Annotated in this window: 19 protein-coding genes and 1 riboswitch; of the genes, 13 read left to right on the forward strand and 6 right to left on the reverse strand. The window is 38.2% G+C overall.

Annotated features, from left to right (window positions below; translation table 11 throughout):
* Nucleotides 1-43 precede the first annotated feature (43 nt).
* Nucleotides 44-436, reverse strand: a complete 393-nt coding sequence (locus tag ACH0BF_RS01205; RefSeq protein WP_340854021.1) for a hypothetical protein — start codon at nt 434-436, stop codon at nt 44-46.
* Between the two features lie 277 nt (nt 437-713).
* Between ACH0BF_RS01205 and ACH0BF_RS01210 the strand changes: the two genes are divergently transcribed.
* The gene (locus ACH0BF_RS01210; protein WP_120031448.1) at nt 714-1,205 is read left to right on the forward strand and encodes a GNAT family N-acetyltransferase; all 492 of its coding nucleotides are present in this window, start codon (nt 714-716) and stop codon (nt 1,203-1,205) included.
* 395 nt (nt 1,206-1,600) lie between these two features.
* Here ACH0BF_RS01210 and ACH0BF_RS01215 read toward each other — a convergent pair whose 3' ends face one another.
* On the reverse strand, nt 1,601-2,278 hold the full coding sequence (locus ACH0BF_RS01215) for a DUF2711 family protein (RefSeq protein ID WP_340854022.1): 678 nt from the start codon (nt 2,276-2,278) through the stop codon (nt 1,601-1,603).
* 327 nt (nt 2,279-2,605) lie between these two features.
* Nucleotides 2,606-4,012 (reverse strand): amino acid permease, encoded by a 1,407-nt coding sequence (locus ACH0BF_RS01220; RefSeq protein ID WP_406908639.1) that lies wholly within the window; start codon nt 4,010-4,012, stop codon nt 2,606-2,608.
* 650 nt (nt 4,013-4,662) lie between these two features.
* Between ACH0BF_RS01220 and ACH0BF_RS01225 the strand changes: the two genes are divergently transcribed.
* Complete coding sequence (locus tag ACH0BF_RS01225) at nt 4,663-6,045, forward strand: sigma-54 interaction domain-containing protein (RefSeq protein ID WP_340854023.1); 1,383 nt, start codon at nt 4,663-4,665, stop codon at nt 6,043-6,045.
* Between the two features lie 582 nt (nt 6,046-6,627).
* Nucleotides 6,628-7,086, forward strand: a complete 459-nt coding sequence (locus ACH0BF_RS01230) for a divergent PAP2 family protein (RefSeq protein WP_120031442.1) — start codon at nt 6,628-6,630, stop codon at nt 7,084-7,086.
* A gap of 204 nt (nt 7,087-7,290) precedes the next feature.
* Here ACH0BF_RS01230 and ACH0BF_RS01235 read toward each other — a convergent pair whose 3' ends face one another.
* Complete coding sequence (locus ACH0BF_RS01235) at nt 7,291-7,860, reverse strand: GNAT family N-acetyltransferase (protein WP_340854025.1); 570 nt, start codon at nt 7,858-7,860, stop codon at nt 7,291-7,293.
* 91 nt (nt 7,861-7,951) lie between these two features.
* Between ACH0BF_RS01235 and pdxR the strand changes: the two genes are divergently transcribed.
* The 3 genes from pdxR (at nt 7,952) to ACH0BF_RS01250 (ending at nt 11,940) form a co-directional block, all read left to right on the forward strand.
* Nucleotides 7,952-9,340, forward strand: a complete 1,389-nt coding sequence (gene pdxR, locus ACH0BF_RS01240) for a MocR-like pyridoxine biosynthesis transcription factor PdxR (protein ID WP_406908640.1) — start codon at nt 7,952-7,954, stop codon at nt 9,338-9,340.
* 48 nt (nt 9,341-9,388) lie between these two features.
* Complete coding sequence (locus ACH0BF_RS01245; protein ID WP_182916935.1) at nt 9,389-9,532, forward strand: hypothetical protein; 144 nt, start codon at nt 9,389-9,391, stop codon at nt 9,530-9,532.
* Between the two features lie 245 nt (nt 9,533-9,777).
* Complete coding sequence (locus tag ACH0BF_RS01250) at nt 9,778-11,940, forward strand: sensor domain-containing protein (RefSeq protein WP_406908642.1); 2,163 nt, start codon at nt 9,778-9,780, stop codon at nt 11,938-11,940.
* Between the two features lie 182 nt (nt 11,941-12,122).
* Here the strand turns inward: ACH0BF_RS01250 and ACH0BF_RS01255 are convergent, their stop codons facing one another.
* Nucleotides 12,123-12,563 carry an Lrp/AsnC family transcriptional regulator gene (locus tag ACH0BF_RS01255; protein WP_406908643.1) on the reverse strand — a complete coding sequence of 147 codons (441 nt, stop codon included), beginning with the start codon at nt 12,561-12,563 and terminating at the stop codon, nt 12,123-12,125.
* Between the two features lie 121 nt (nt 12,564-12,684).
* Here ACH0BF_RS01255 and ACH0BF_RS01260 point away from each other — a divergent pair, with 121 nt between their 5' ends.
* From ACH0BF_RS01260 to solA, 6 genes are all read left to right on the forward strand, one after another.
* Nucleotides 12,685-13,104: a carboxymuconolactone decarboxylase family protein gene (locus tag ACH0BF_RS01260; protein ID WP_120031432.1), complete on the forward strand. Its 420-nt coding sequence runs from the start codon at nt 12,685-12,687 to the stop codon at nt 13,102-13,104.
* A gap of 198 nt (nt 13,105-13,302) precedes the next feature.
* A complete protein-coding gene (locus tag ACH0BF_RS01265; protein WP_259455537.1) occupies nt 13,303-14,106 on the forward strand; it encodes a CPBP family intramembrane glutamic endopeptidase in 804 nt (267 codons plus the stop codon).
* Between the two features lie 241 nt (nt 14,107-14,347).
* Nucleotides 14,348-15,556, forward strand: a complete 1,209-nt coding sequence (locus ACH0BF_RS01270) for a CdaR family transcriptional regulator (RefSeq protein WP_340854031.1) — start codon at nt 14,348-14,350, stop codon at nt 15,554-15,556.
* Between the two features lie 181 nt (nt 15,557-15,737).
* The gene (locus ACH0BF_RS01275) at nt 15,738-16,988 is read left to right on the forward strand and encodes an NAD(P)/FAD-dependent oxidoreductase (protein WP_340854033.1); all 1,251 of its coding nucleotides are present in this window, start codon (nt 15,738-15,740) and stop codon (nt 16,986-16,988) included.
* Nucleotides 16,989-17,018: 30 nt separating this feature from the next.
* Nucleotides 17,019-18,470 carry a sodium:solute symporter family protein gene (locus tag ACH0BF_RS01280; RefSeq protein ID WP_340854035.1) on the forward strand — a complete coding sequence of 484 codons (1,452 nt, stop codon included), beginning with the start codon at nt 17,019-17,021 and terminating at the stop codon, nt 18,468-18,470.
* A 427-nt stretch (nt 18,471-18,897) separates the two neighbouring features.
* A complete protein-coding gene (gene solA, locus ACH0BF_RS01285; RefSeq protein ID WP_406908644.1) occupies nt 18,898-20,043 on the forward strand; it encodes an N-methyl-L-tryptophan oxidase in 1,146 nt (381 codons plus the stop codon).
* Nucleotides 20,044-20,637: 594 nt separating this feature from the next.
* On the opposite strand, the gene ACH0BF_RS01290 is transcribed toward solA, so the two are convergent.
* Complete coding sequence (locus ACH0BF_RS01290; RefSeq protein WP_406908645.1) at nt 20,638-21,105, reverse strand: hypothetical protein; 468 nt, start codon at nt 21,103-21,105, stop codon at nt 20,638-20,640.
* A gap of 327 nt (nt 21,106-21,432) precedes the next feature.
* On the opposite strand from ACH0BF_RS01290, the gene ACH0BF_RS01295 reads away from it, so the two are divergent.
* The gene (locus ACH0BF_RS01295; RefSeq protein ID WP_406908646.1) at nt 21,433-22,305 is read left to right on the forward strand and encodes an AraC family transcriptional regulator; all 873 of its coding nucleotides are present in this window, start codon (nt 21,433-21,435) and stop codon (nt 22,303-22,305) included.
* A gap of 232 nt (nt 22,306-22,537) precedes the next feature.
* A riboswitch (cyclic di-GMP riboswitch) is annotated at nt 22,538-22,624 on the forward strand.
* The last annotated feature ends 14 nt before the right edge of the window (nt 22,625-22,638 follow it).

A 22,638-nucleotide genomic window follows, 5' to 3' on the forward strand; every position in this document is an offset into this window, starting at 1 on the left:
CAGTCATTTAATCCATCGTTATTCTAAGTCTACAATTGACATTTTAATCTAATAGGAAAGAGAATGTCTTTTCCAGTTTTTTGTATCGTTTATCTTTTTCTTTATTGCCTAACATGATGAATAAAACCTGCTTTGCTTTTTCTTTCTGGTGACTCTTTAAATAAGTTTGAATTCTTTCTTTGAAACTAGGATCATAAACAAACCCCTGCGTCATTTGTTCATGAAACACTTGATCAAAGTATTCGGTCGCTTGCTTATACTTTCGTTGCTTAGCATAGGATAAGCCCATGTTAATCTGCAGACTTGATGCTTCTGCCGGGGATAGGCTTGAATGCTGCAGGGCGAATGGATAAACACGTCTCTCTGCCTTTTTAAGAAAAAAGGCACCTAAAATGCTACCTAATAGAGCGGCTATACTGTACAAATTTATTCTCATTTTTCCTCCCTCCAAGAATACTAGAATCGTAGCACACTTAATTACAGTTACACATCAATAGATTTTGAAAATGTTGTAGTTTTCAGCTTAACAAAGATTTAACAGAAAGGAGCTGGAAAAAGAAGAGGGAGGCAAGTATAATTTTTTTACCGGTCGAGTTATTCAAAGAGCGTTTATTTAGGTGTTTTTTCCATCCATCGACTTGAACACCAAAAAGTAAATATTTACAATAAAACAAAAACACATACATGTCCTTAACGAGGGGAGATCTACACGCATGGCAACTGTTCAAAAAGAGAAGATTTCGTTGGACTTCTATAAATTTAAATATAAGGAAAAGCTAGAAGAGTATTATTTACCAGAGGAGCAGCAAAAGTACACTTCGTTGCCGGCTGATGCTCTTGCAATATGTGAAACAGATAGTGAGCGCACTCCTGTTGTTATTCTTTACAATCAAACACCAGCTGGATTTTTCGTTCTTCACGGCTGGGAAGGTGTCAAGTCATATAGTGATAATAGGAATGCTATTCTTTTGAGAGCCTATTCAGTCAACGCCAACTTGCAAGGAAAAGGAATAGCTACACAGTCTATTCAATTATTGCCTTCGTTTGTAAAAGAAAACTTTCCCGATAAAAATGAAATTGTTTTGGGAGTTAACCATTTAAACAAGAGAGCCCAATGTGTCTATCAATCAGGCGGGTTTAAAGATAAAGGGATCCGTGCGATGGGGAAAAATGGAGAGCTATATATTTTGCATCTGGAGCTGTAAACGGCCATGGAGGGGAAAGAAAAAATTATAATGAGCCGAAGGGGACAGGCCCATACGAGATGAGAGAAATGAAGATGACGAAGCAATTTCCCATGCAGCGATGATTCTTTCTAATATAAACATCGCTTTTTGGAGAATCGTCATTTTTAGTTTTAGACCATCGGGTTTCCGGTCTGATGGCAACTCTGGCTTCTAAAATAACGCACTTCTGTAATCGAGCAGCTAACTTGAAATTATTCAGGGACAGTCAAGGGGGGATTACAAGGTTGTAAAAAAATAAAGGCTTGGCTGATGGTCCCCGTCTATTCTTATTCTATTCTAAAGAAAAATAGCAATATGTAAGATGTGGCGGCTTAAAATTTTATTATCTTTTTTAGTTTCTCGACCTACGATTATTATTCTGATAAAAACCAAGCAGAGGTTGTTTCTTTATCACAAATAAGGGCTTCCCATTCCTTTTGCTTAATTATTGTATGGATGTTTTCATCTTTCGCAAAAAAATAGGTTGTGTAAGCATCATACTCACTCATAAAAGCGAAGTCCATGTTTTCATCAGCAATGATCATCTCGCTGAGTGTTAGAAAAGGTAGTTCAAATGGCGTAATGTCTGTAATTCTCACTCTCCCTTTTTTACCTTCAATGGGATCAGCGTAATAAAAGTATTCTGCTCCTTTCGAAGAGAAGGTATCTAGAATATCTTTCAGTAGAAGGATACATACTGTGTCCTCCATCGGCCAAAAGAGGTCTTCATGAAGGGCAGCGTCCAATTTCTTTGCTAAATGGGGCTTTGCATATTTTCTATCAAGCCAATTATCAGATAAAGCAGTAGCAACTTCCGCAAAACTAGACAGGCCACTTTGCTGCATTATCTTCTTCCATGAAACAGGACTGCCTAGCTCTATGATTTCCCTATCGTCTGGATAAACGTGATGATTTGGATACTTTTGTTGGGCTTGTTTCCATCCAGCAGGCATTTGAACAAAAGGATGAAATAAAATGGCGGCAGAAGCAAACGGAGGAGGAAGTTGGCGCAAAATAGGGATGTTTATATCTAAAGAAATATAATCGATCAAAATTATTCCTCCTTTGATTTTGTAATGACGAATGTTTCATCTAGGGCTCTTTCTCTAGCGAAGTGCTTGTCGGCCCAAGAATTGAAGGATTAGCGGATGTTCTGGCTCGAGATTCAACTCAATTAGTTAAAGGGCAGTCTCCTTCAGGTGATTTGCTTGCCTGATTTTCCAATCATTTACTTAATTATCATTATTCTATCATGAATGTTTGTAAGATAAAAACCGGCTTTGGATTTTAACCATTTTGCTAAGATTAAGAGATTTGGCTATTAATAAAACACCTCCACCTTATGAGAAATAGCATCCATAAGGTGGAGGTGTTGTTTATCAATTTTCCGTTTCGACTTTCTTCAGATCTGCTTGAGACAGATTTGGAACGATTTCTTTTTTGTTATAGAAAAGAAAGTAAGAGCCGATAACGAGAATGGTCAAAATGGTAGTAAGGAAGAATTGTAAGCGCATAGAACTGATGAAAGCCTGAGCGACAAAGATAACTAATAAGACAAAGATAGTTGCATAAGTTAAGTAAGGGAACAACCACATTTTTACTTTTAGCGCCGCTGGATTTGTTTTTTCCATTTTTCTCCGTAAACGTATATGAGAGAAGGCGATAAAAATATACATAATGATCGTTACACCGCCTGAACTATTTGCTAAGAATACAAATAGCGTATCAGGAGAAATGAATTTAAACATTGTGAAGACATAAGCGAAAAATAAACTAGCTGCTAATGCCCAGATAGGAATTCCTCTCTCGTTGACCTTGGATAAGAATTTAGGAGCGGAACCTTTTTTCGATAAAGAATATACCATACGGGAACTTGTATAAAGTCCTGAATTCAAAACAGAAAGCAAGGAAATAAAAATAACAAAGTTCATTACTTGACCTGCAGCAGGAAGGCCTGCCATATCAAATACGCTGGCAAAAGGCGTTTTAAGCAAGTCTTCAGCTCCTTGCGGAATGACCATGATTAGCACAGCAACTGATCCAACAAAGAAAAGAAGAAGGCGCCAAACTACAGCGTTTATTGCTTTAATGATATTTTTCTCTGGATTTTCTGATTCACCGGCTGCGATAGCCGCCACTTCACTTCCAGATAGCGAGAATGTGATAAAGATAACTCCAAGCAGCACCGGTATAAAACCATGAGGGAAAAATTGATCGACTGTAGCCAGAGTGGAAAAGCTCTGAACTTCAACGCCGGGAATAAGTCCAAAAACGATAGCTACGCCTAAACCGAGGAAAATAACGATGGCTGCTACTTTAATAGAGGCTAACCAATACTCAAATTCTCCGTAAGCTTTAACCGAAAAAATATTTGTAATCGTCATCAAAATAGGAAAGATAACACTTGGTACCCAAATAGGTATGGAAGGTATCCAGTTGTTCACCATTTCTCCTAACAAGGTTGCTTCAATTGTAACGATAATGACCCAGTTAAACCAATAGAGCCAACCGATAGTAAATCCAGCCCAAGGACCGATTGCCTGGTGTGCATAGGTTGAAAAGGAACCGCTATCAGGATTCACAACAGCCATTTCACCAAGCATCCGCATGATAAGAACGATCATCAATCCTGCAATAATATAAGACAATAATGCCCCAGGTCCTGCCTGTGTGATCATTGTGCCGCTTCCTACGAACAGCCCTGCACCGATTACCCCACCAATAGAAATCATTGTTACGTGTCTTGTTTTTAGTCCGTGTTTTAGATCATTATTTTGCAATCCCAAATTATATCACCCACTCCGTAAGTTTTACGTTTGTCTCACCTTTTCAAAATTCCCCATCTTAAAAGTTATTGTTTATTGATGCCCTGCACCTTGATCAGAAACTTTCTCTGCCTAATTTTCATCATTCATAGCCATTATAAATAGAAGTAATATTTATAATGGTAACAATGTTGAGAAAATTCAAGAGGCAGCTCTCTGACAAATCTTACAATTTATTTTCATGCCCCCTTTTAATAATGAATGCTTTAAATCTCACTGGGCCTAGCCAAACATTAGTCTAAGGTTTGTTTATTCGTATCTTTTATCAAAACCTTATGACTTATGAAAAAAGTCTCCCAGATCTGCCTGCTGTTTAATAGAAAGAAGACTTTTACTCATTGAATAAGGTGAAAAATTCCTTTTCTTCCTATCTAAGCGTTTTCAAACTGATTTAAAGCGGTGTGCCTTATATTATAAGCAAGATGCGTGCCAACATTCTTTTGCCTAAAATTCGGCATTTTATCGTTGGATATGACAGAAAACGATTTGTTTTTGTATCAAATTCGAGGTTTTTTGATCCATTTCTTGATTATTGATCCACTTTTGAATTATATTTTAATTATGAATAAAAGTAACAGAGAGATGAATAAAAAAGCAAGAAGGAGCATCTTATGTCGATTGCAGATATTATTTTAGAGAAAATTATAAAGACTTCTAATAACAACATTACCATTACGGATGAGAAAGGGATTATTTTATACACGAACAGCGATCATTGGTCTGTTTATGATGAAGAACCAAAAAACTATATTGGAGAATCTATTTTTAAACTTCAGGAACAGGGGTTGCTTACTCCTTCTATTACAGCCATAGTACTTGAGAAGAAACAGCCTACTAAAATCATGCAGCATACAAGGAAAGGCAAAATTATTATGTCAACGGCTTACCCAATCTTCGACGAAAACGGAGATATTGTTCGAGTCATCAGCTATGCCATTGATCAAACAGAAATTAGCAATCTGCAAGAGCAATATGAACAATTAGAGAGAAAGTTAAAAGGGTACCAAACAGAGGTAGAGGAGTTGAGAGAAAAAAAAGAGACTCACTATCGGAGCAAGGAAATGCAGCAAATATCCAAAACTCTACAGCGGGTGGCCAATACGGATGCGACTGTTTTAATGACAGGGGAATCCGGCGTTGGCAAGAGCATGCTGGCCCGAAAGCTCCACACGCAGGGACATCGTCAAAAAGAACCGTTTATTGAAGTGAACTGCAGCACCATTCCTATCAATTTATTTGAATCAGAAATGTTTGGTTATGAATCTGGATCATTTACAGGGGCACAAAAAAATGGGAAACAAGGATTAATTGAACAAGCCCATAATGGCACGCTATTTTTAGATGAGATTGGAGAATTGCCCTTGGCTATGCAGGCAAAATTATTAAAAGTGCTGCAGGAAAAAAAATTCATGAGAATAGGCGGGAATAAAGAACGCCGTATTGATTTTCGTCTGGTCGCAGCGACCAATAAAGATTTGGAGGAAATGGTTCAAAAAGGCGATTTTCGTCTGGACTTATATTATAGGCTCAATGTTATTCCGGTTCATATCCCTCCATTACGGGACCGGAAAGAAGATATTTCTTTGCTGATTAATCATTATGTCGATCTTATTAATAGAAAATACAATACGTCAAAAAAGTTACACTCTTCCACTTATGAAGTTCTGCTTAAGTATAAGTGGCCCGGCAATGTACGAGAGTTAGAGAATTTAATGGAACGGCTAATTTTAACATCCGAGGAACCGATGATTTGGCCAAATTCTTTACCTGCTTCTATTCTTGGCCAAGAACCAACGAATGGGGAGGAGATGTCGCTAATTGAACAATTCGTAATTGAAGACCACAATTTAAAAAATGTGATGGAGCGTGTGGAAAAGCTAATGCTTTCTAAGGCACAGAAACATTGTAAATCTACGTATGAAATGGCTGAATATCTAGGTATCAGCCAGCCTTCCGTCATTCGTAAATTGAAAAAATATAAAGAATCCATCTAACAAGTTCGCTTGATTTGCTAAATGGTCAATTTATTGGGCGCCCCGTTCGAAAATAAGAGCGGGGTGCTTAGCATGACCGTTTACGTGAGGGACCCTTTTACCATAGTAACGTAAAGCCTGTTGGAGCTAAGGGTTATGTAATAAGGGGTACACAGAAGAAGTATTTCTTGCAGCTCAGTCTCTTCTATATCAAAAGAATCGCTGGCCCAGTTATGAGAATAGGGCTGCATAATGGTATTTATTGAAGAAGCATGGATTTAGCATTTAAACCTAAACCATTTCGGACGGTAGAATAACGTTCATATCATTTTAGGAAGAGATATGATAATTAGTGAATAGTGTAGTGTATGTAAAATTCAAATAAATATAACAAAAAAACAGTCACCAAAAGAAGCAATCGATGAAAAAAGTCTAGCTATTCTGTTTTTCCTCAAGTTTTTTGTTTAACTTCCTGGAAAAAAGAGAAATATCCTATTAGACCGGCTAAACCCTATGGTAAGGACTGTTTGTCTTTTTTATTAATGATCTGAAGAAAGAATAAAAACAACCAACTTTTTTCAAAATAACATGGAGGTGAGCATTTTGAATAAAGGAATAATTACTGCATTATCAAGTATTGGAATGGCCCAGGCTTTGAAAATACCACTTCATTATATAAAGAAAAAGGAATGGAAGCCTGAACTGTTTTTAGCCACAGGTGGAATGCCAAGCTCTCACTCGGCTGGAGTATCCTCTCTGGCCACTTACATTGCTATGAAAAAAGGTGCATCGTCCATCGATTTCGCTCTTTCAGTTATTTTTGGGGTCATTGTGATGTACGATGCGCAGGGCATCCGCAGACAAACAGGAGAATTAACTTTAAAAGTGAACGACCTAGATGAATTGATCGATAAAATTCATAAAGATGATCCGGTTAAATATGAAGAAAAGGTACCTGATCCACTTAAAGAGGTCCTTGGCCACAAACCAGGTGAGGTACTGGGGGGAGCCTTGTTGGGTGTCGTATTAGGAGCAGCGGGTTATTACTTATCGGAAAAATGATGCCTCTTTCAGTAAGATACATAGGAGATCATTGGAGAAGACAAGCGGATTAGCGGAATAGAGTAGGTCTGATGAGGAGGCGTTCTTGCCGAGTGATTATATATGAATGCTTGCAAGAACGCGCTCTTTTTAAAGTCATTTATAGCTCCCTATCAACAGGGTTCAATAAAGCACACCTATTCACCTGTTTGCAGTTATGCTTTTTTACAACAATTGAGCCAGAAATAGCTGTTTTACCTTTGGCCAATCTTCTTGTGTCATGCTATACATTACCGTGTGCCGAATATCTCCATTTCGCTGGATCATATGATTTCGCAAAGTCCCTTCCTTTATGCCGCCGATTCGTTCAATTGCTTTTTGAGAGCGTACATTACGGTGCCCTGTTTTAATTTGCACACGGTTATAGTCAAGCTCCTCAAAACAGTGTTGCAGCAACAGCCATTTACAATTTGTATTGACGGTTGTGCGCCAATAATTTGGGTTCAGCCAGGTGGAACCAATTTCTAACCGTTTATGCGCTGGGTGAATATCCAATAACCAAGTACAGCCAATAATTTGCTTGGTGTCATTATGGAAAATCACAAACGCAAAGTCTGTGCCACTTTCACGCTTCTTTAACGCATCCTCTACATAATTTCTACAGTCCTCTTTAGTCATTAAGTTAACAGACATATGCTCCCAAATGCTCATGTCTTGGGCTGCAGTGTGGATTCCATCAATATGCTCTAACTGGATGGGAATTAATGAAACCACTTTGTTTTCTAGTTTTCTCATTTGTATCACTCCCTGTCACCATTTAAAAGCATTTTTGATAATATAGGTAGTATCAAAAATGATAAAAAATATAATACCAGGGAGTATGGATATGGAATTAGAAATTCACTTCTCTCATAAGAAGCCAAAGTTTCTTCAAATTTATGAAGGCATCCGACAAGGCATTTTGCTTGGGAATTTCAGAAAGGATACGCAGTTGCCCGCTAAAAGAAAGTTAGCTGTTCAATTGAATGTCAGTGTGATCACTGTTCAACAAGCATACGATCAATTGGTAAGTGAAGGATACATTTATTCGATAGAGAGGAGAGGGTACTTCGTAGCGGCTATTTTGGAAGAATGGCATGAACAAAAAAACAAAACGGAAGATTTACCAAACAATCAGCAAGAAGTTCCCCCTGCTTATAACTTTAGAAACGGGCAGGTAGATTTGCATAGCTTTCCTTATAATCAATGGTTGCGCATTTACCGTGAAAAGCTGCAGATGCTTTCTCCTCAAAATGCCCCATGGCAAGGAGAAGAAGTGCTTCGTCGCGCGATTGCCCAGTATTTAGCAACAGCTAGAGGACTAAGTTGCAGTTATCAGCAAGTATTTGTCTTTAGCGGCTTTCAACAACAATTTATGAATTGCATGCTGTTTTTTGAAGATAGGAGCATAGGGATAGAAGAGCCTGGTTTTATGAGAGCAAAGGCCACACTTCGGCAGCTTGGGCGTCCCTATAAGCTTGTGGATGTAGATGAAGAGGGCTGCCAAGTACCAGATCTTCATATAAATTGCCTGTATATGACACCCGCTCACCAATTTCCAAATGGGCAGGTCATGACAATCCAAAGAAGGATAGATCTGTTAAATTGGGCAAGGAAGAATCAAGGCGTCATTATAGAGGATGATTATGATTCAGAGTTTCGGTACACAGGTACGCCTATTCCAACTTTAGCCAATCTGGACCAGCTTCAGCATGTGATCTATTTTGGCACGTTTTCTAAAACATTGATGCCTTCTTTACGAATCAGTTACATTGTATTGCCCGCTCATTTCGTGAAGCCGTTTGAAGATTTTAATAAGCATCTAAAATCAACCGTTTCTAAAGTAGACCAGCATACGTTGGCCGAATTCATAAACAAAGAGCTATATAGCAAACATGTTGCGAAAATGCGGGTGCTCTATCGGAAGAAACGGATGCACTTATTAAAGAATATTGAAAGATATTTAGGCCAGGGCTTTAAAGTAAAAGGAGAGGAAGCGGGATTACATATTGTGTTAGAATTGCCCGCTCATCTGACAGAAGATCATGTAATTCACCAAGCTTATCAGCAAGGCATTGCGTTAGATCGAATTTCTAGCCTGTATGAACAGCAGAAACCGAACAACCAGATTATGATCGGATACGGGGAGCCAAGTTTAGAGGAGATAGAGCACGGAATAAAGAAATTAAGTTATTTTCTTTGTGGTGACCACAACGATCGCCAGATTAGTCAATAAAAACTTCATCTACCTTATAAAGGATCTTCTCTTGGAAGAAGAACATAAATGCTGGGGATGAAGGATGATGACATAACGAACGGTGTTTACCTTAAGAAAGATAAGGGAAATGTAATAGACAATGAACAGGCACTGCGCAGGGGGACGTTCTCCATTATCATCAACGATTCAAAAAATATCATGGATCTTTAGCAGAGCCAAAATGTAAAAATCGCTTGTTGAATAAAATACTCTTCATAATGCAGAAAGACCGACACAGAACAAATTACGATTCTATGTCGGTCTTTTTGTCCACGTGAAGTATATCCTTTTTGTGGAAGAAGATGGATCATTCACAATTTAAATGCTTGCTCGTCTATATTTACTCTTGTCAAATGCTGCTCTAGATAGGTACTCTAAATTATACAAGTGAATCCGTCCTCTTGGAGGTAAACATAATGAAAAATGAAAACAATGAAAACTACAGCTGCAGCCGTGATATACAACTATTTCAAGGCCATCTCCAGAGCTCACTAGAGGAGAATCATCAAGCACTTTCAAAAGAGCCTGCTTTTTATAAAGAGATGTTTGAAACTCTAGTTGAAAATGCACCTGTCGGTATGTACGTATTAGAAGATGCTACTTACTCGTATATTAATCATCAATTTTGCCAACTTGTTGGATATACAAAAGAGGAGTTAGTTGGAGACAAAGTCGCATTGGATAAATTAATACATCCTGATGATTTATCTTTATTACGAGAAGGCGTTCATAAAGAAACGGGAGAGCGCGGGGCTCAAGTGCCATACCATGTGAGAGCATTTAAAAAAGACGGTAGTCTGATACATGCAGCCGTGCATGCGACTAAAGCCATTGTGAATGGCAAAAGAATGATATTCGGAACAGTGGTTGATATAACAAAAGAAGTCATTGCTCATGTAAAGTTGAAAGAAAATAAAGAGCGCTTCCAATCTCTCTTTTATAATAACCCAGATGCTATTTTCACTTTTGATATGGACGGCAATTTTATAGATGCGAATCCGGGGTGTAAAGCGCTAACAGGTTATTCGACAAATGAATTGTTAGAGATGTCTTTTATTCCGCTGATCGTTCCTGAAGATCTGCCCATTGCTGTTCACAATTTTGAAGAAGCGAAACAGGGAGCTACCAAAAACTATGAAGTTTCCATCATGTGCAAAAATGGAGAACAGAAATACCTGGATATTACCAATTTTCCGATGAGATCAGGCGAAGAAGTCATAGGGGCTTATGGGATTGCTAAAGATATTACAGAAAAATTAGAGCATAGAAGGTTGATGGAGGACCTGGCATTCTATGATCCATTAACTAAATTGCCAAACCGAAAATTGTTTGAGGATCGGCTCCAGCAAGTTGCCAAGCTATCAGAAGGGAGTCATCACCAGTATGCGGTCCTCTTTCTGGATATGGATCGCTTTAAAGTGATCAATGACTCACTGGGACACCATGTAGGAGATGAATTTTTAAAAGCGGTTTCTAGGCGATTAAAAGAGATTGTACATGAAACCGCCACGATTAGCAGATTTGCTGGAGATGAGTTTGTCATATTATTTCCCGATACGGATGAAGAAGAAGTCATATTATTAGCCGAGCGTCTAAATCAGGCAATGGCAGAACCTTTTGATGTGATGGGGCACTCTGTATCGACCTCAGTGAGTATAGGGATTGCACTTAATGATGGAGAAAAAGAAAGTGTAGAGGAATTAATAAAAAATGCTGATACAGCTATGTATTACACAAAAAAGCATGAGAGAAACAGCTATACAGTCTATTCAAAAGAACTGGAAGTAGAGGCTGCTTACAAATTAACAATTGAAAAAGATTTAAAAGCAGCGATTAAGAATCTGGAGTTTTTGCTTTATTATCAACCGATTGTCGACTTGAATAATGGTGAGCTGCGAGCGATGGAAGCATTAATACGATGGAATCATCCCAATCTTGGTTTTATATCACCGGACCAATTTATCCCGATTGCAGAGGAAAGTGGACAAATCATTCCCATAGGCAACTGGGTTCTTCACGCAGCTTGCTCTCAAAATAAAGCTTGGCAGGATCTTGGGCACCCTCCCTTTAAAGTATGCGTCAATGTTTCCACTATACAGTTGCGGCACCCAAGTTTTGTTGAAACAGTAAGCATGGTGCTTAAAGAGACAGGACTTGAGGCAAAATGGCTAGAGCTAGAAGTGACAGAGAGTGTTTTAATAGAGGATACTAAACTTTTAAAAGAAAATTTAATGAAGCTAAAAGCAATCGGTATTTCAATGGCTATTGATGATTTTGGAACAGGGTGCACTTCGCTTAGTTATTTAAGACAGTTTTCCTTTGACCATGTGAAAATTGACCGCAGCTTTATTGAAGATATGAAACAAAACTTAAATGGAATGGCTATTGCTTCTACCATTATATCTTTGGCCCATAAATTGAATATAGGCGTGATTGCAGAGGGGATTGAAGAGGACGAACAGTTGGCTTTTCTGAAGAAGGAAGGATGCGATGAGGGGCAAGGCTATTATTTTAGTCGCCCGCTGCCGGCCGAATCGCTCAAACTGCCCATCGTTTATGAAAACATCAATAAAATCTAACTTTGCAAGGAGTGGAATAAAGACCATTGAACGAAGCAAAGAAAAAGGCTAGCAGATTGGCAGCCTTTTTCTTTTTATGACTAATGCCTGAATAGAGCTTTTTACACCTGTTAAAACAGGCGACAGCCCATCGATTTCTACTCTAACAACTTAGGTCTCCTTATTTAGTAGCGTAGAAAGGGTCATTCTAAATCTATTTGTACATTTGTTTCTACTTCTGAAAAAATAAAATGGGTAACAGTAGAAGCATAAGGATTGACTGTGTTAATGAACTCTTCTGCTTGAGAGAAATTTTCAAATTGCATCTTCAGCATATAACAGGCATTGCCCGCAACCCGGTAACAAAAATCAACATTCGGAAGGCTTTCTATATACCTTTTAAAGCGGTTATAATCCCCATTTTTCACTGTTGCCTCTACGATGCATTGAATAGGCAGCCCTAATTTTTCGTAATCAATGTCTAATGTATACTTCTTGATAATTCCAAATGACTCCATTTGTCTGACCCGTTCAGTAACAGACGGGGAAGATAAATTAATTCTCCTTCCAAGTTCACTCATCGACAAACGACTGTTCTGCGATAACTCAACTAATATTTTCTTATCAATCTCATCTATTTTCATTTTTAAAGAAATCTCCCTTTTTTTGTTGAATGTTTAATTTACCTTATGGAAAAACATTTTGTATTTAATGTGAAATCAAGCTTTTTCAGTTTATATTTAATGTAACAAGGAGGTGGTGCAGGTGGCAAGAGTTATTCAATCAAACTTCGGGAAGACACCTTTTCAAAAATTATTAGGCCACAATAGAAAAGTAATGGAGGCATGGTCTGATTTAGGAGAAGTGCTGGAGCAGGATGGACTGCTTTCATCTAAACTAAAAGAGCAGGTTAGAAGAACTTTGGCACAAAGTAATGGCTGTGAGTATTGCAAGGCAAAAGGGAAGCCCGATCCGCATTTATTTGATGAAAAAACAGCAGTCGCAACAGGATTTGCAGAGGTATTTTTAAAATATGAAAAAGGAAATGTTCCGGATTCGGCCTTTCAAATAGTAGCCGATTATTTTTCTGAAGCTGAAATCAGTGAGCTTTGTGCATTTATTTGTTTTACTACCGCTCAACAGTATTTTGGAGCGATGATGAAATTAAAACCCGATAGACAATAATTTATAAAAAATGCTTGGATTACATTATTCCAAGCATTTTTTCTTCGCTGCTATTAAACTTATGCATGGACGATGATCTTTTCGTTATAATTGAATGATAAAGGTCTTGAAAATATCAATATATCCAACATTCAACACGTAGGCGGCATCCAGAAGCAATTAAGCAAAATAAGGAGGATGCGCTCTTAAAAGGAGGGGATGAACATACACCATACTTTTACTAAAAGCATGGCTTGCTTATCTTTATTTGTCTTGCTTGTTATTTCCATACAAATTCACAGTTACTTACTCATGAGCTTGTGCATCTTTTTTGCTATTTTTTTATTTGTGATTTTGGATAAACCTCTAAAATCATTTGTTTATACCACTAGCTTCTTTGGGATAGGGTTCTTCATTTATTTGTACATAAACGCTCATGGGATCGTTCAAGCTGAATCGCGAGAATTACATATCTTTTTAAATAGATTATCGTTAGTGACTGTTTTAATCCCGCTGGTTGTACTCTCACTCTTTTCAAGCTCTCCGTTTATTAGATATTGGAGAAGGCCCGAATGGAATGAATACATTTATTTTCCCTTTATCTGGTCTGGCTTTCACCAGACAAAGATTAAATTTTTTCTCACTATAGCAGTAACGGTAAATATTTTAATATGCACACCATTTGTTATTCTAAACGGTTGGTCTTTCATTCAGGAAGTCTGGCTGTTAACTATTATCTTTTCGCTTACAAATGCTGTATTGGAAGAACTGATTTGGCGAGGGGCTCTTTTAAGCCGCTTTTCCGAGCAACTAGGTGAAAAGTGGGCAGTCATCATCACGAGCTTAGGCTTCGGTTTGCAGCATTATTCACTTGGTTTTCCATGGCTTGCTTGCCTTGCTTTTTCTGTGGGAGGGCTATTTTATGGCGGGCTCACCATCAAATCTAAAAGCATTGTTCCGTCTATCGTATGGCATGTCATTTTAAACGTACTTATGGTTTTAAGTGGTTTTATTTTAAAATGAAGATTAAAAAGTCCCGAAATCCGGGGCTTTTTTGTATTTAAATACGTAAAGGAATAGTAGTCTAAGCACCTTTTATTTAGAGAGCTTTCTGTTGATGTTTCTGGTAGCTATTTTTCTGAGGAGCTTTCTATTCAGCAGATCTCCCAGAAACACTGCTATTATGCGAAAATAAAAGAAGGAATTTTTATATAAATAAAATAGCTAAAAAGTTGTAGAAAGTGAGCACGGGAGGTGTACTAGTATGTTAGACGATATTGCGCAGAAGATCGCCGTTTCGACAAGCGAGATTATTGGATATGAAGTAATTATAACAGATGAAGATTCGATCATTATTGGTTCAAGTGATCCTTCCAGGCTAGGTGATTTTCATGAAGCCTCTGTTCAAATTATCAAAACAGGCAAGCCGAATCCAGATACGATGAATATCGATAAAATGAAAGGTACGAAACCAGGATTTGCTTTACCCATTGAATTATTCAATAAAAATATTGGATCATTTGGAATGGCAGGTGAAAAAGCAAAGGTAAAGAAATATTGTTATCTATTAAAGAGATATATTGAAACGATGCTTCATCAAGAAATGTATATGAAATCCAGTCATCTTCGGGAACAAGCGGTGAAGAATTTGATCCAAGAGATTTCTGTTTTTGATGATGAAAAGAGCGACGAATCTTACTTGTTGTCTAGAGGACACGAGCTAGGTTATGATTTACAGCCGCCTCATATAGCTATCGCCATTGATCTTTTTCGTTTTGAAAATTTAACTAAAAAAATATATGAAAAAGCAGGAGGGCAGCAATCTGCTGAACTGCAGATTCAGTCTCTAAAGCTAGACGTATTAGCTATCATACAAAAGACTTTTCACAAAGCAAATGACTTGATTGCTCCTATGCAGGATGATAAATTTATTGTTCTTTCCGCTCTGGCCTTTCAATTCTCAGAACACGGAGTTATCGAAGAGATACAAGATAAGTGTTCAAGCATAATCGCTCAATTTGAAGCAAAAGGAATCTCCGCCTCTATCGGAATTGGCGCCATTGCAAAGAATATGAATGAATTAAGCCAATCCTATAAAGATGCATGGAGAGCTTTGAAAATTGGAAAAAAGCTACATGCTTCTTCAGGTGTTTTTTTTATTCAAGATTTGTTTTTTGAAGACTTAGTATCAAGCATCCAAAAAGATCTATCGAAGCGCTACATATTAAGTATGTTAACGTCTTTGAAGGAACAGTCTGATTGGGAAGATTTATCCAAAACAATTTGTGCATGGTGTGAATCTGGATTCAATCAGAAAAGTGCCGCGAATAGGTTATTTATTCATAGAAATACACTGCAATATCGCTTGAATAAAATTTATGAAATTAGCGATATCGATCTTAAAAATTACAAGAATGCATTTATGCTCTATCTCGCTGTAATGATGGAGAATATGGGAACATCGGACATGTAGGCAGGCTGTATAAAATGACTGAACAAAGTATGACTGTGCAAAAAGTAAAAAATTTCTTGTGAAAAACTTCTGAATATTAGGCACATGAAACAATGTACAATTCCGCCACTAATAATAAAATTAAATAAAATTATCAGAAAATTCAAATGAATTGCTGATGAATGGAAAGGAGCATTTAGATATGAAAGAGAAAGTAGTTATTATTGGAGGCGGTGTCATTGGTCTTAGCAGTGCCTATTATTTAATACAAGCAGGCTACGATGTGACTGTCGTGGATAAAGGAGAATTTGGAGAGGCGTGTTCAAGGGGAAATCAGGGGTGGATCTGTCCAGCTTTACACGAACCCGTCCCAGCCCCCGGATTAATGACAGAATCATTTAAAATGCTGCTCCAAAAAGACAGTCCTTTGTATATTAAGCCATCCGCACTTCCTCAGCTATCCGGATGGGTGAGCCAGTTTATGAAGTATTGTAACGAACGCGATTTTGAAGATGGAGAAACAGCCTTGTTAACACTGAGCCAATCGACATTGAAATTATTTGATTCCCTTCAGTCTGAAGGATTGGACTTTGAATTACACAGAAAAGGAATCTTATTCGCTTTCTTGCATCAAGAAAATCTTAACAATAAAATAAAGCGGCTGGAAAATGGAGCGGCTGTTCATGGACACGAATCACCAGTTGCCCTGAGTGCTGCAGAAGTGAGAGACCTAGAACCCAACCTGTCTAATCAAGTAATTGGAGGAATTTTACTTTCAAAACAATATCATATTCGACCAGAATCTTTTTCTAAAGCGCTTACAAGAAAGCTGGCCGCTTCCGGTGCAGAACTATTGCCCCACACAGAAGTCATCGACATGGAAAGACAGGGACATGAAGTGATAGCCGTACACACAAAATCAACTCGGATTGAAGCAGATCACTTCTTGTTAGCAAATGGAGCATGGTCTGGCACTTTAGCCAAGAGAATTGGTTATGCTCTTCCCTTAACTGCTGGAAAAGGTTATAGCATTACCGCCACTAACCCAAAGATTCATATCCAGCGGCCCCTTTATTTGGGGGATGTCAAAGCAGGAATCACACCATTTGATGGTGCGGTAAGAATGGGTGGCACGATGGAATTGTCGGGAATTAACACGAAACTTGATAAGAAGCGGCTGCAAGGAATCCGCTCCGCTGTCTCAGGTTACTTAAATGAAGATTTAACGGGTGATATGGAGGAAGAGTGGACAGGAATGCGGCCGATGACACCGGATGGCTTACCTGTTTTAGGGAGAGTTCCAGACTATAAAAACCTGTTTGTTTCAACCGGACATGGCATGGTCGGCATGGCCATGGCGCCTGCTACAGGCAAGATAATGTCAGATTTAATTCATTCCGGGCAAACCGAATTTAATATACAGCCATTTGAACCGAATCGCTTTGCTGTATGAGTAACGATAAATGAAAATACAGGAGGGATTATGATGCTAAGTGGGCTGGACCTTACCATACTAGTTGTTTATATGTTAGTGGTTTTATGGATCGGTTATTTCACAATGAATAAGATTACATCCTTCAGTGATTATTCTGTCGCAGGGAGATCTATGCCATTTGCTTTGATTTTTGCGACCATCGGGGCTACATTAGCCGGCGGTGGGGCAACAGTTGGCAGAGTTTCTTTCGTTTATGAAACTGGTATTGTTGTTTTCTTGGCACTTCTAGGAGTGGTCATCAGCCAAATTCTGATTGGATTTTTCGTAGCACCGCGCATAAGTAAGATGGAAAATATATATACGATTGGCGATATTATGGAGTTTTATTTTGGAAGGTCAGGCCAGCTTATAGCCAGTATTATTGCATTCTTGTTTATGGCAAGCATGTTTGGTGTTCAGGTTTTGGCGCTCGGTCGTATTTTGGAGCCGGTTATCGAGTTGCCCTTTATCACTTTAACCATTATTGGTGCGTTAATAACAATCATTTATACATGGGCAGGAGGGATGCTAGCAGTTATATACACGGACGCTATTCAGTTTATTATTCTTGTGGGCAGTATGGCTACAGCCGCCGTCATAGGTGTTAACAAAATGGGAGGCATGACACAGATTATTGATCAAGTAGGTGCCATTGATACAGAGCATTTAGTCTTTTTTGGAGGACCTTGGACAGTTGGTATATTTATTGCAACATTCTTAAGTTTTTTATTAGGAGAGGCACTAGCGCCGCACTATATCCAGCGATATGCATCTTCTAAAACGTCCAATATTAGCAAGTGGAGCACTGTATCTTTTGCTATTATGTACATTTTTCTTACCATCGTAATCATGGTAATCGGTCTGATTGGATTTGTTGAATTTCCAGGTTTAAATGGAGATGTGGTATTTGTTACTTATGCACAGGAGTACTTACCGATCGGCATTGTGGGGTTAGTATTTGGTGGATTGCTTTCAGCTGTCATGTCGACAGGAAGCTCTATCTTAAATACGGCAGCCGTTATTTTTACAAGAGATATTTACGGCAAGATTATTAACAAGAGTGCTGATGACAGCAGCTTGTTAAAATGGACAAAATACTCCACTTTGATAGTTGGAATTGGCGGGATTATTGTATCGTTATTTATCCCTAGTGTAATGGGGCTCATGTTATACGCTTTTCAGCTATGGGCTCCATCGGTCTTGCCACCACTATGTATAGCTATACTTTGGGGAGGGCCTTCGGAGCGCAAAGTATCTCCATATGCTGGGCCGCCAGCCATTGTAGCGGGCCTGCTTGTCACGATCCTATGGCTGAACATTTTAGGAGAACCTTTTGGCATTCCGGCCATTGCAGTAGGGATCGTCGTAAATTTAGTTGTTTTTTGGGTTACTCACTTTATGACATTGCATAAAATGCCGCGAAATTATCAAAACATGCCTACGGAGAAAGTAGATGCATAAACAAGAACAGCGGAAATAGCGAAAAATCTAATTACTTACTGAAAGAGGGGGTCACACAATGGGTATATGGGATTTTATCGTTTATTTTTCAGCTAGTGTTTGCTATATAGCAGCAGCAACAGTAATAGTGGGCTGGGTAAAGTATGCCAGAGGCAAATAGACTTATTTTACATTCTTTAAAAAGTATTTTCCTTCTCCTCTCATTCCCGGCTCCTTTAGTTGAAGGGGTAGAGTAAGACAATCCAGGAAGGAAGAGGACAAATGCGAGGGAAAGGTTTAGCATCCTTTCTGTGACGTTTTTTATCTTAACCGTGTTGTTTTAGCTTTGGTTTGGGGATTGTTGATTACAAATAGCCCGCAAGTTCATGATGTCTGGGAAATGAGAGTTCCAGAGTATTGATCAGAATAGAAAGGGAGACTCTCCGCTATGAAAAAGCATTACAGTGTCGTTATTGTTGGTGCCGGCTCTGTCGGAATGGCCACAGGCTGTTATTTAGCTAAGAAGGGGATCGATACTTTATTAATCGATGCGTTTGATCCTCCACATGGCAGGGGAAGCCATCATGGGGAAACTCGGTTAATCCGCCATGCCACTGGGGAAGGCGGCCATTATGTAAGCCTCGTTCTCAGAGCACAACAGTTGTGGAAGCAGTTAGAAGAGGAAGTGGGTCAGACGCTTTTCATTCCATCTGGTACTCTAATGGTGGGAGAAGATGATGCTCCCTTTATAAAAGAAACAGTCAAAAGTGCTACAGAGCATTCTTTATCCTTAGAAAGGATGAGGGCGAATGAAATTCAAAAAAGATGGCCGGGTTTTTCAATTCCTGAACATCTTGTTGGCTACTTTGAATCCTCCTCTGGAGCTCTTCTTAATGAACAATGTATCCTTGCATACAAACAGTTAGGTCTAACATATAATATGTCACTAAAGAATAATACAAAAGTAGAATGCATTGATTTTTCAACTAGTGGAGTGGCTGTAAAAACTACAAATGAGACTGTTTATGCTGATAAAGTGGTGATTTGTGCAGGAGCTTGGACAGGTAAACTTCTTTCGTCATTAAGGTTGCCGTTACAGCCAATGCGTAAAACATTAGGATGGTTTGAAGCGAATAGTAAGAATTATGAACATCCTTTGCTGCCTTGCTTCTATTTTAATGTAGAAAATCAAAAATACTATGGGTTTCCAAATATAACAGGTGGTGGTGTGAAAGTTGGCCGGAATGATTCGGAGAAAGAAACAGATCCAGATGCAATGAGTCAGGACTTTGGCAAATACCTTAATGATGAAGGAGATTTAAGAAACTTTTTAGAAAAGTTTTTGCCAGGAGCAGCCGGCAAACTTATAAAGGGCAGCTCCTGTATGATTACAAAAACCCCCGATAAGGACTTTATTATAGATCAGTACCCTGGATTTTCGCACGTGATGATTGCCGGTGGGTTTTCGGGACACGGCTTTAAGTATAGTAGCGTTTTAGGAGAAGTACTAAGCGAGATAATCATTCATGGGCAAACGATTCATGATATTTCAATGTTTTCCATTTCAAGACCAGCATTAGCGACTGTAAGATGAAAAGTTGTTTTCTCATTTGATAGTCTAGAACTTGTTAGTTTAAAATAGATACGGATTAAAAGTAGTCTATAAATATTGATTTAAAAGAAAAAACTCATTTGTATTCCAAATGAGTTTCAGAATGTAGACAAACTTAATGACATTAGAGCTGAACGGGGACTGTTGATTTCCATTCCAGACGCTTCGCTTTCCGCGGGGCGGGCGGTGAGCCTTCTCGTCGCGAAAGCGCCTGCGGGGTCTCACCTGTCCCGCTGATCCCGCAGGAGTCTTCGCGCTTCCATTCCAATCAATAGGGCTTGCAAAATTAGGGTAGCCGTACAACTATACTTGCTTTAAGATGAACTTGGAGAGGGATATCTTTCTCTCGAATGGCTTTAAAACTAATGAAAAATCAAAAGGGGTTCAGAATAAGACCATTCCGAACCCCTTTTGTTGATAAAATGAAACTCATTCATATCCAAAATGAGTTTTTTGTGTTGTTGAAAAACAACTTGGCAAAGGAAATTCCTGTTAACTTTCACAGAGATTTTTATGTTTTTTTGTTTTTAGAATGAATTAAAGCTTCTTGTTGAAATATTGATTTTAACATTTCTATTACTGAGTTAAGTGTTTAAAAGAATTCCTACTGATTTTTGGAATAGTAATTTCTTTATTTGCTCTCTCTACTAAATAACTTGCAAATTCACTTACCTTCTCGAATTCATTAGGATAACCAAACTCCAGTTCTTTATCAATAGTGTAAACATCCATAAAATAAGTGGTATCTGGTTTATAGTCTAACATGCCGTCAACAAAATTTAATATTTGTCGAAATTCACTATCATATTTCTCATGGTGAGTTTCAAAATACGAAAAGAACAAGACAGCAATATGATTAGCTCTAGCATAATCTTCAAATTCCTCTTCACTCATCCCACTTTCGGATAAAACCGTATTATCACTTAAGACAGTTTTCCGGTGAGTATCATAAAATATTAAGTATCCTACATTATCAAAGTCAGGAGTAATAACTCTATAAAATTCAAAGTCTTTGCTGGCTATTAATCTTTGAAAAGTTAACATTATCATCTATCCCTTTCTTCATGGAATGGTTACGAACGCTTTTCATTGTGCAAAAGTTCTAGTAGCATCAGTTTTGTAGTGTTGCATGAGTCTATCTTCTATAAAACATCCAGTTGTCGACTTACAATAAAGTCGTTTAATTATAAGTAAAGATGTTACATTAAAGATAAAGTTATTTGAAAATTCTTCTTCTGTTATTCTTCAATTGGACTATTTTGTTGAATAACACGTTTTATTATCTATAAATTAACCCTACATAATTGTGCACGAAAAGTCGGATGGATGCATTTGATTCTTGCTATTCTTTTGATAAAGGAGGTCATATCAATGGATTTGCTTAAAGATATGAATGGCGCATTACAATATATTGAAGAAAACCTTACGAATGAGATTGATTTTAAAGAAGTAGCAAGACGGGCTTTCTGCTCCGAATATCACTTTAAAAGGATGTTTTCCTTTCTTTCAGGTGTTTCATTATCAGAGTACATCCGGCGCAGACGGCTTACTCTTGCCGCGTTTGAGCTTAAAGACAGCTGCGCAAAGGTCATTGACATTGCCGTAAAATATGGATACAATTCCCCCGATTCTTTTGCACGGGCTTTTCAAAATTTGCATGGCATCACACCTTCAGAGGCTAGAAGTAATGGCCATTCACTTAAAGCTTATCCACGAATGACCTTCCATTTATCAATCAAAGGAGGAAATGAAATGAACTATCGAATGGAAGAAAAAGAGGCATTTCGCATCGTGGGTATGAAGAAAAGAGTTCCTATTATTTTCAACGGAGTTAATCCGGACATTGCCTCTATGTGGAGAAGCTTAGATAGTGAAACGATAAATACTCTAAAAAAACTTTCTAATGTCGAACCTATAGGACTTCTTAGTGCATCCACCAACTTTTCTGAAGGCAGGATGGAGGAAAAAGGGGAACTTGATCACTATATTGGCGTGGCAACAACGAAAGCGTGTCCTGATCATCTAACACAGCTTGAAGTTCCTGCTCTATCGTGGGCTGTATTTGAAGCCATCGGACCATTTCCGGATACGCTGCAAGATGTATGGGGACGCATTTATTCTGAATGGTTCCCATCCTCAAATTATGAACAAATAGAAGGTCCAGAAATCCTGTGGAACGAAAATAAAGATGTAACTTCACCCACTTTCAAAAGTGAAATATGGATACCAGTTTCAAAAAAGTAATGATAATCAATTAGAAAGTCAGCGTATCAGTTATCTTTCAAGCGCAGTAAAGCATCTTCTATCGAATTACCCCCGTTCTGAAGTCTGAACGGGGGTATGCTTGTTTGACGTTATAAAATGAAATAACTTTATTTTCATCTTATAGCAGTAGCCTAATAGTGATTTTTTATTTTCTGCAAAATTTTATAACATTGCCAATAAAAAGATTTATAATATAACTATTACTTATTAAAAATGTGAAAAGCAAACTTGTCGAAAGATTAGGACGCAAAGCCGACAGGTCTAAAACCAAATGGGTTATGATGGCTGGGCTGCCCCTACAATGAGAGGGGT

It is taken from the genome of Pseudobacillus sp. 179-B 2D1 NHS, assembly GCF_045370945.1.
In the GTDB taxonomy this organism is placed as follows: domain Bacteria; phylum Bacillota; class Bacilli; order Bacillales; family Domibacillaceae; genus Pseudobacillus.

Excerpts from the sequence above, each read along its gene's own strand:
- ACH0BF_RS01205 (WP_340854021.1), bottom strand. The coding sequence starts at position 436 with ATGAGAATAAATTTGTACAGTATAGCCGCTCTATTAGGTAGCATTTTA.
- ACH0BF_RS01210 (WP_120031448.1), top strand. The coding sequence starts at position 714 with ATGGCAACTGTTCAAAAAGAGAAGATTTCGTTGGACTTCTATAAATTT.
- ACH0BF_RS01225 (WP_340854023.1), top strand. The coding sequence starts at position 4,663 with ATGTCGATTGCAGATATTATTTTAGAGAAAATTATAAAGACTTCTAAT.
- ACH0BF_RS01235 (WP_340854025.1), bottom strand. The coding sequence starts at position 7,860 with ATGAGAAAACTAGAAAACAAAGTGGTTTCATTAATTCCCATCCAGTTA.
- pdxR (WP_406908640.1), top strand. The coding sequence starts at position 7,952 with ATGGAATTAGAAATTCACTTCTCTCATAAGAAGCCAAAGTTTCTTCAA.
- ACH0BF_RS01245 (WP_182916935.1), top strand. The coding sequence starts at position 9,389 with ATGCTGGGGATGAAGGATGATGACATAACGAACGGTGTTTACCTTAAG.
- ACH0BF_RS01250 (WP_406908642.1), top strand. The coding sequence starts at position 9,778 with ATGAAAAATGAAAACAATGAAAACTACAGCTGCAGCCGTGATATACAA.
- ACH0BF_RS01255 (WP_406908643.1), bottom strand. The coding sequence starts at position 12,563 with ATGAAAATAGATGAGATTGATAAGAAAATATTAGTTGAGTTATCGCAG.
- ACH0BF_RS01265 (WP_259455537.1), top strand. The coding sequence starts at position 13,303 with ATGAACATACACCATACTTTTACTAAAAGCATGGCTTGCTTATCTTTA.
- ACH0BF_RS01270 (WP_340854031.1), top strand. The coding sequence starts at position 14,348 with ATGTTAGACGATATTGCGCAGAAGATCGCCGTTTCGACAAGCGAGATT.
- ACH0BF_RS01275 (WP_340854033.1), top strand. The coding sequence starts at position 15,738 with ATGAAAGAGAAAGTAGTTATTATTGGAGGCGGTGTCATTGGTCTTAGC.
- ACH0BF_RS01280 (WP_340854035.1), top strand. The coding sequence starts at position 17,019 with ATGATGCTAAGTGGGCTGGACCTTACCATACTAGTTGTTTATATGTTA.
- solA (WP_406908644.1), top strand. The coding sequence starts at position 18,898 with ATGAAAAAGCATTACAGTGTCGTTATTGTTGGTGCCGGCTCTGTCGGA.
- ACH0BF_RS01290 (WP_406908645.1), bottom strand. The coding sequence starts at position 21,105 with ATGTTAACTTTTCAAAGATTAATAGCCAGCAAAGACTTTGAATTTTAT.
- ACH0BF_RS01295 (WP_406908646.1), top strand. The coding sequence starts at position 21,433 with ATGGATTTGCTTAAAGATATGAATGGCGCATTACAATATATTGAAGAA.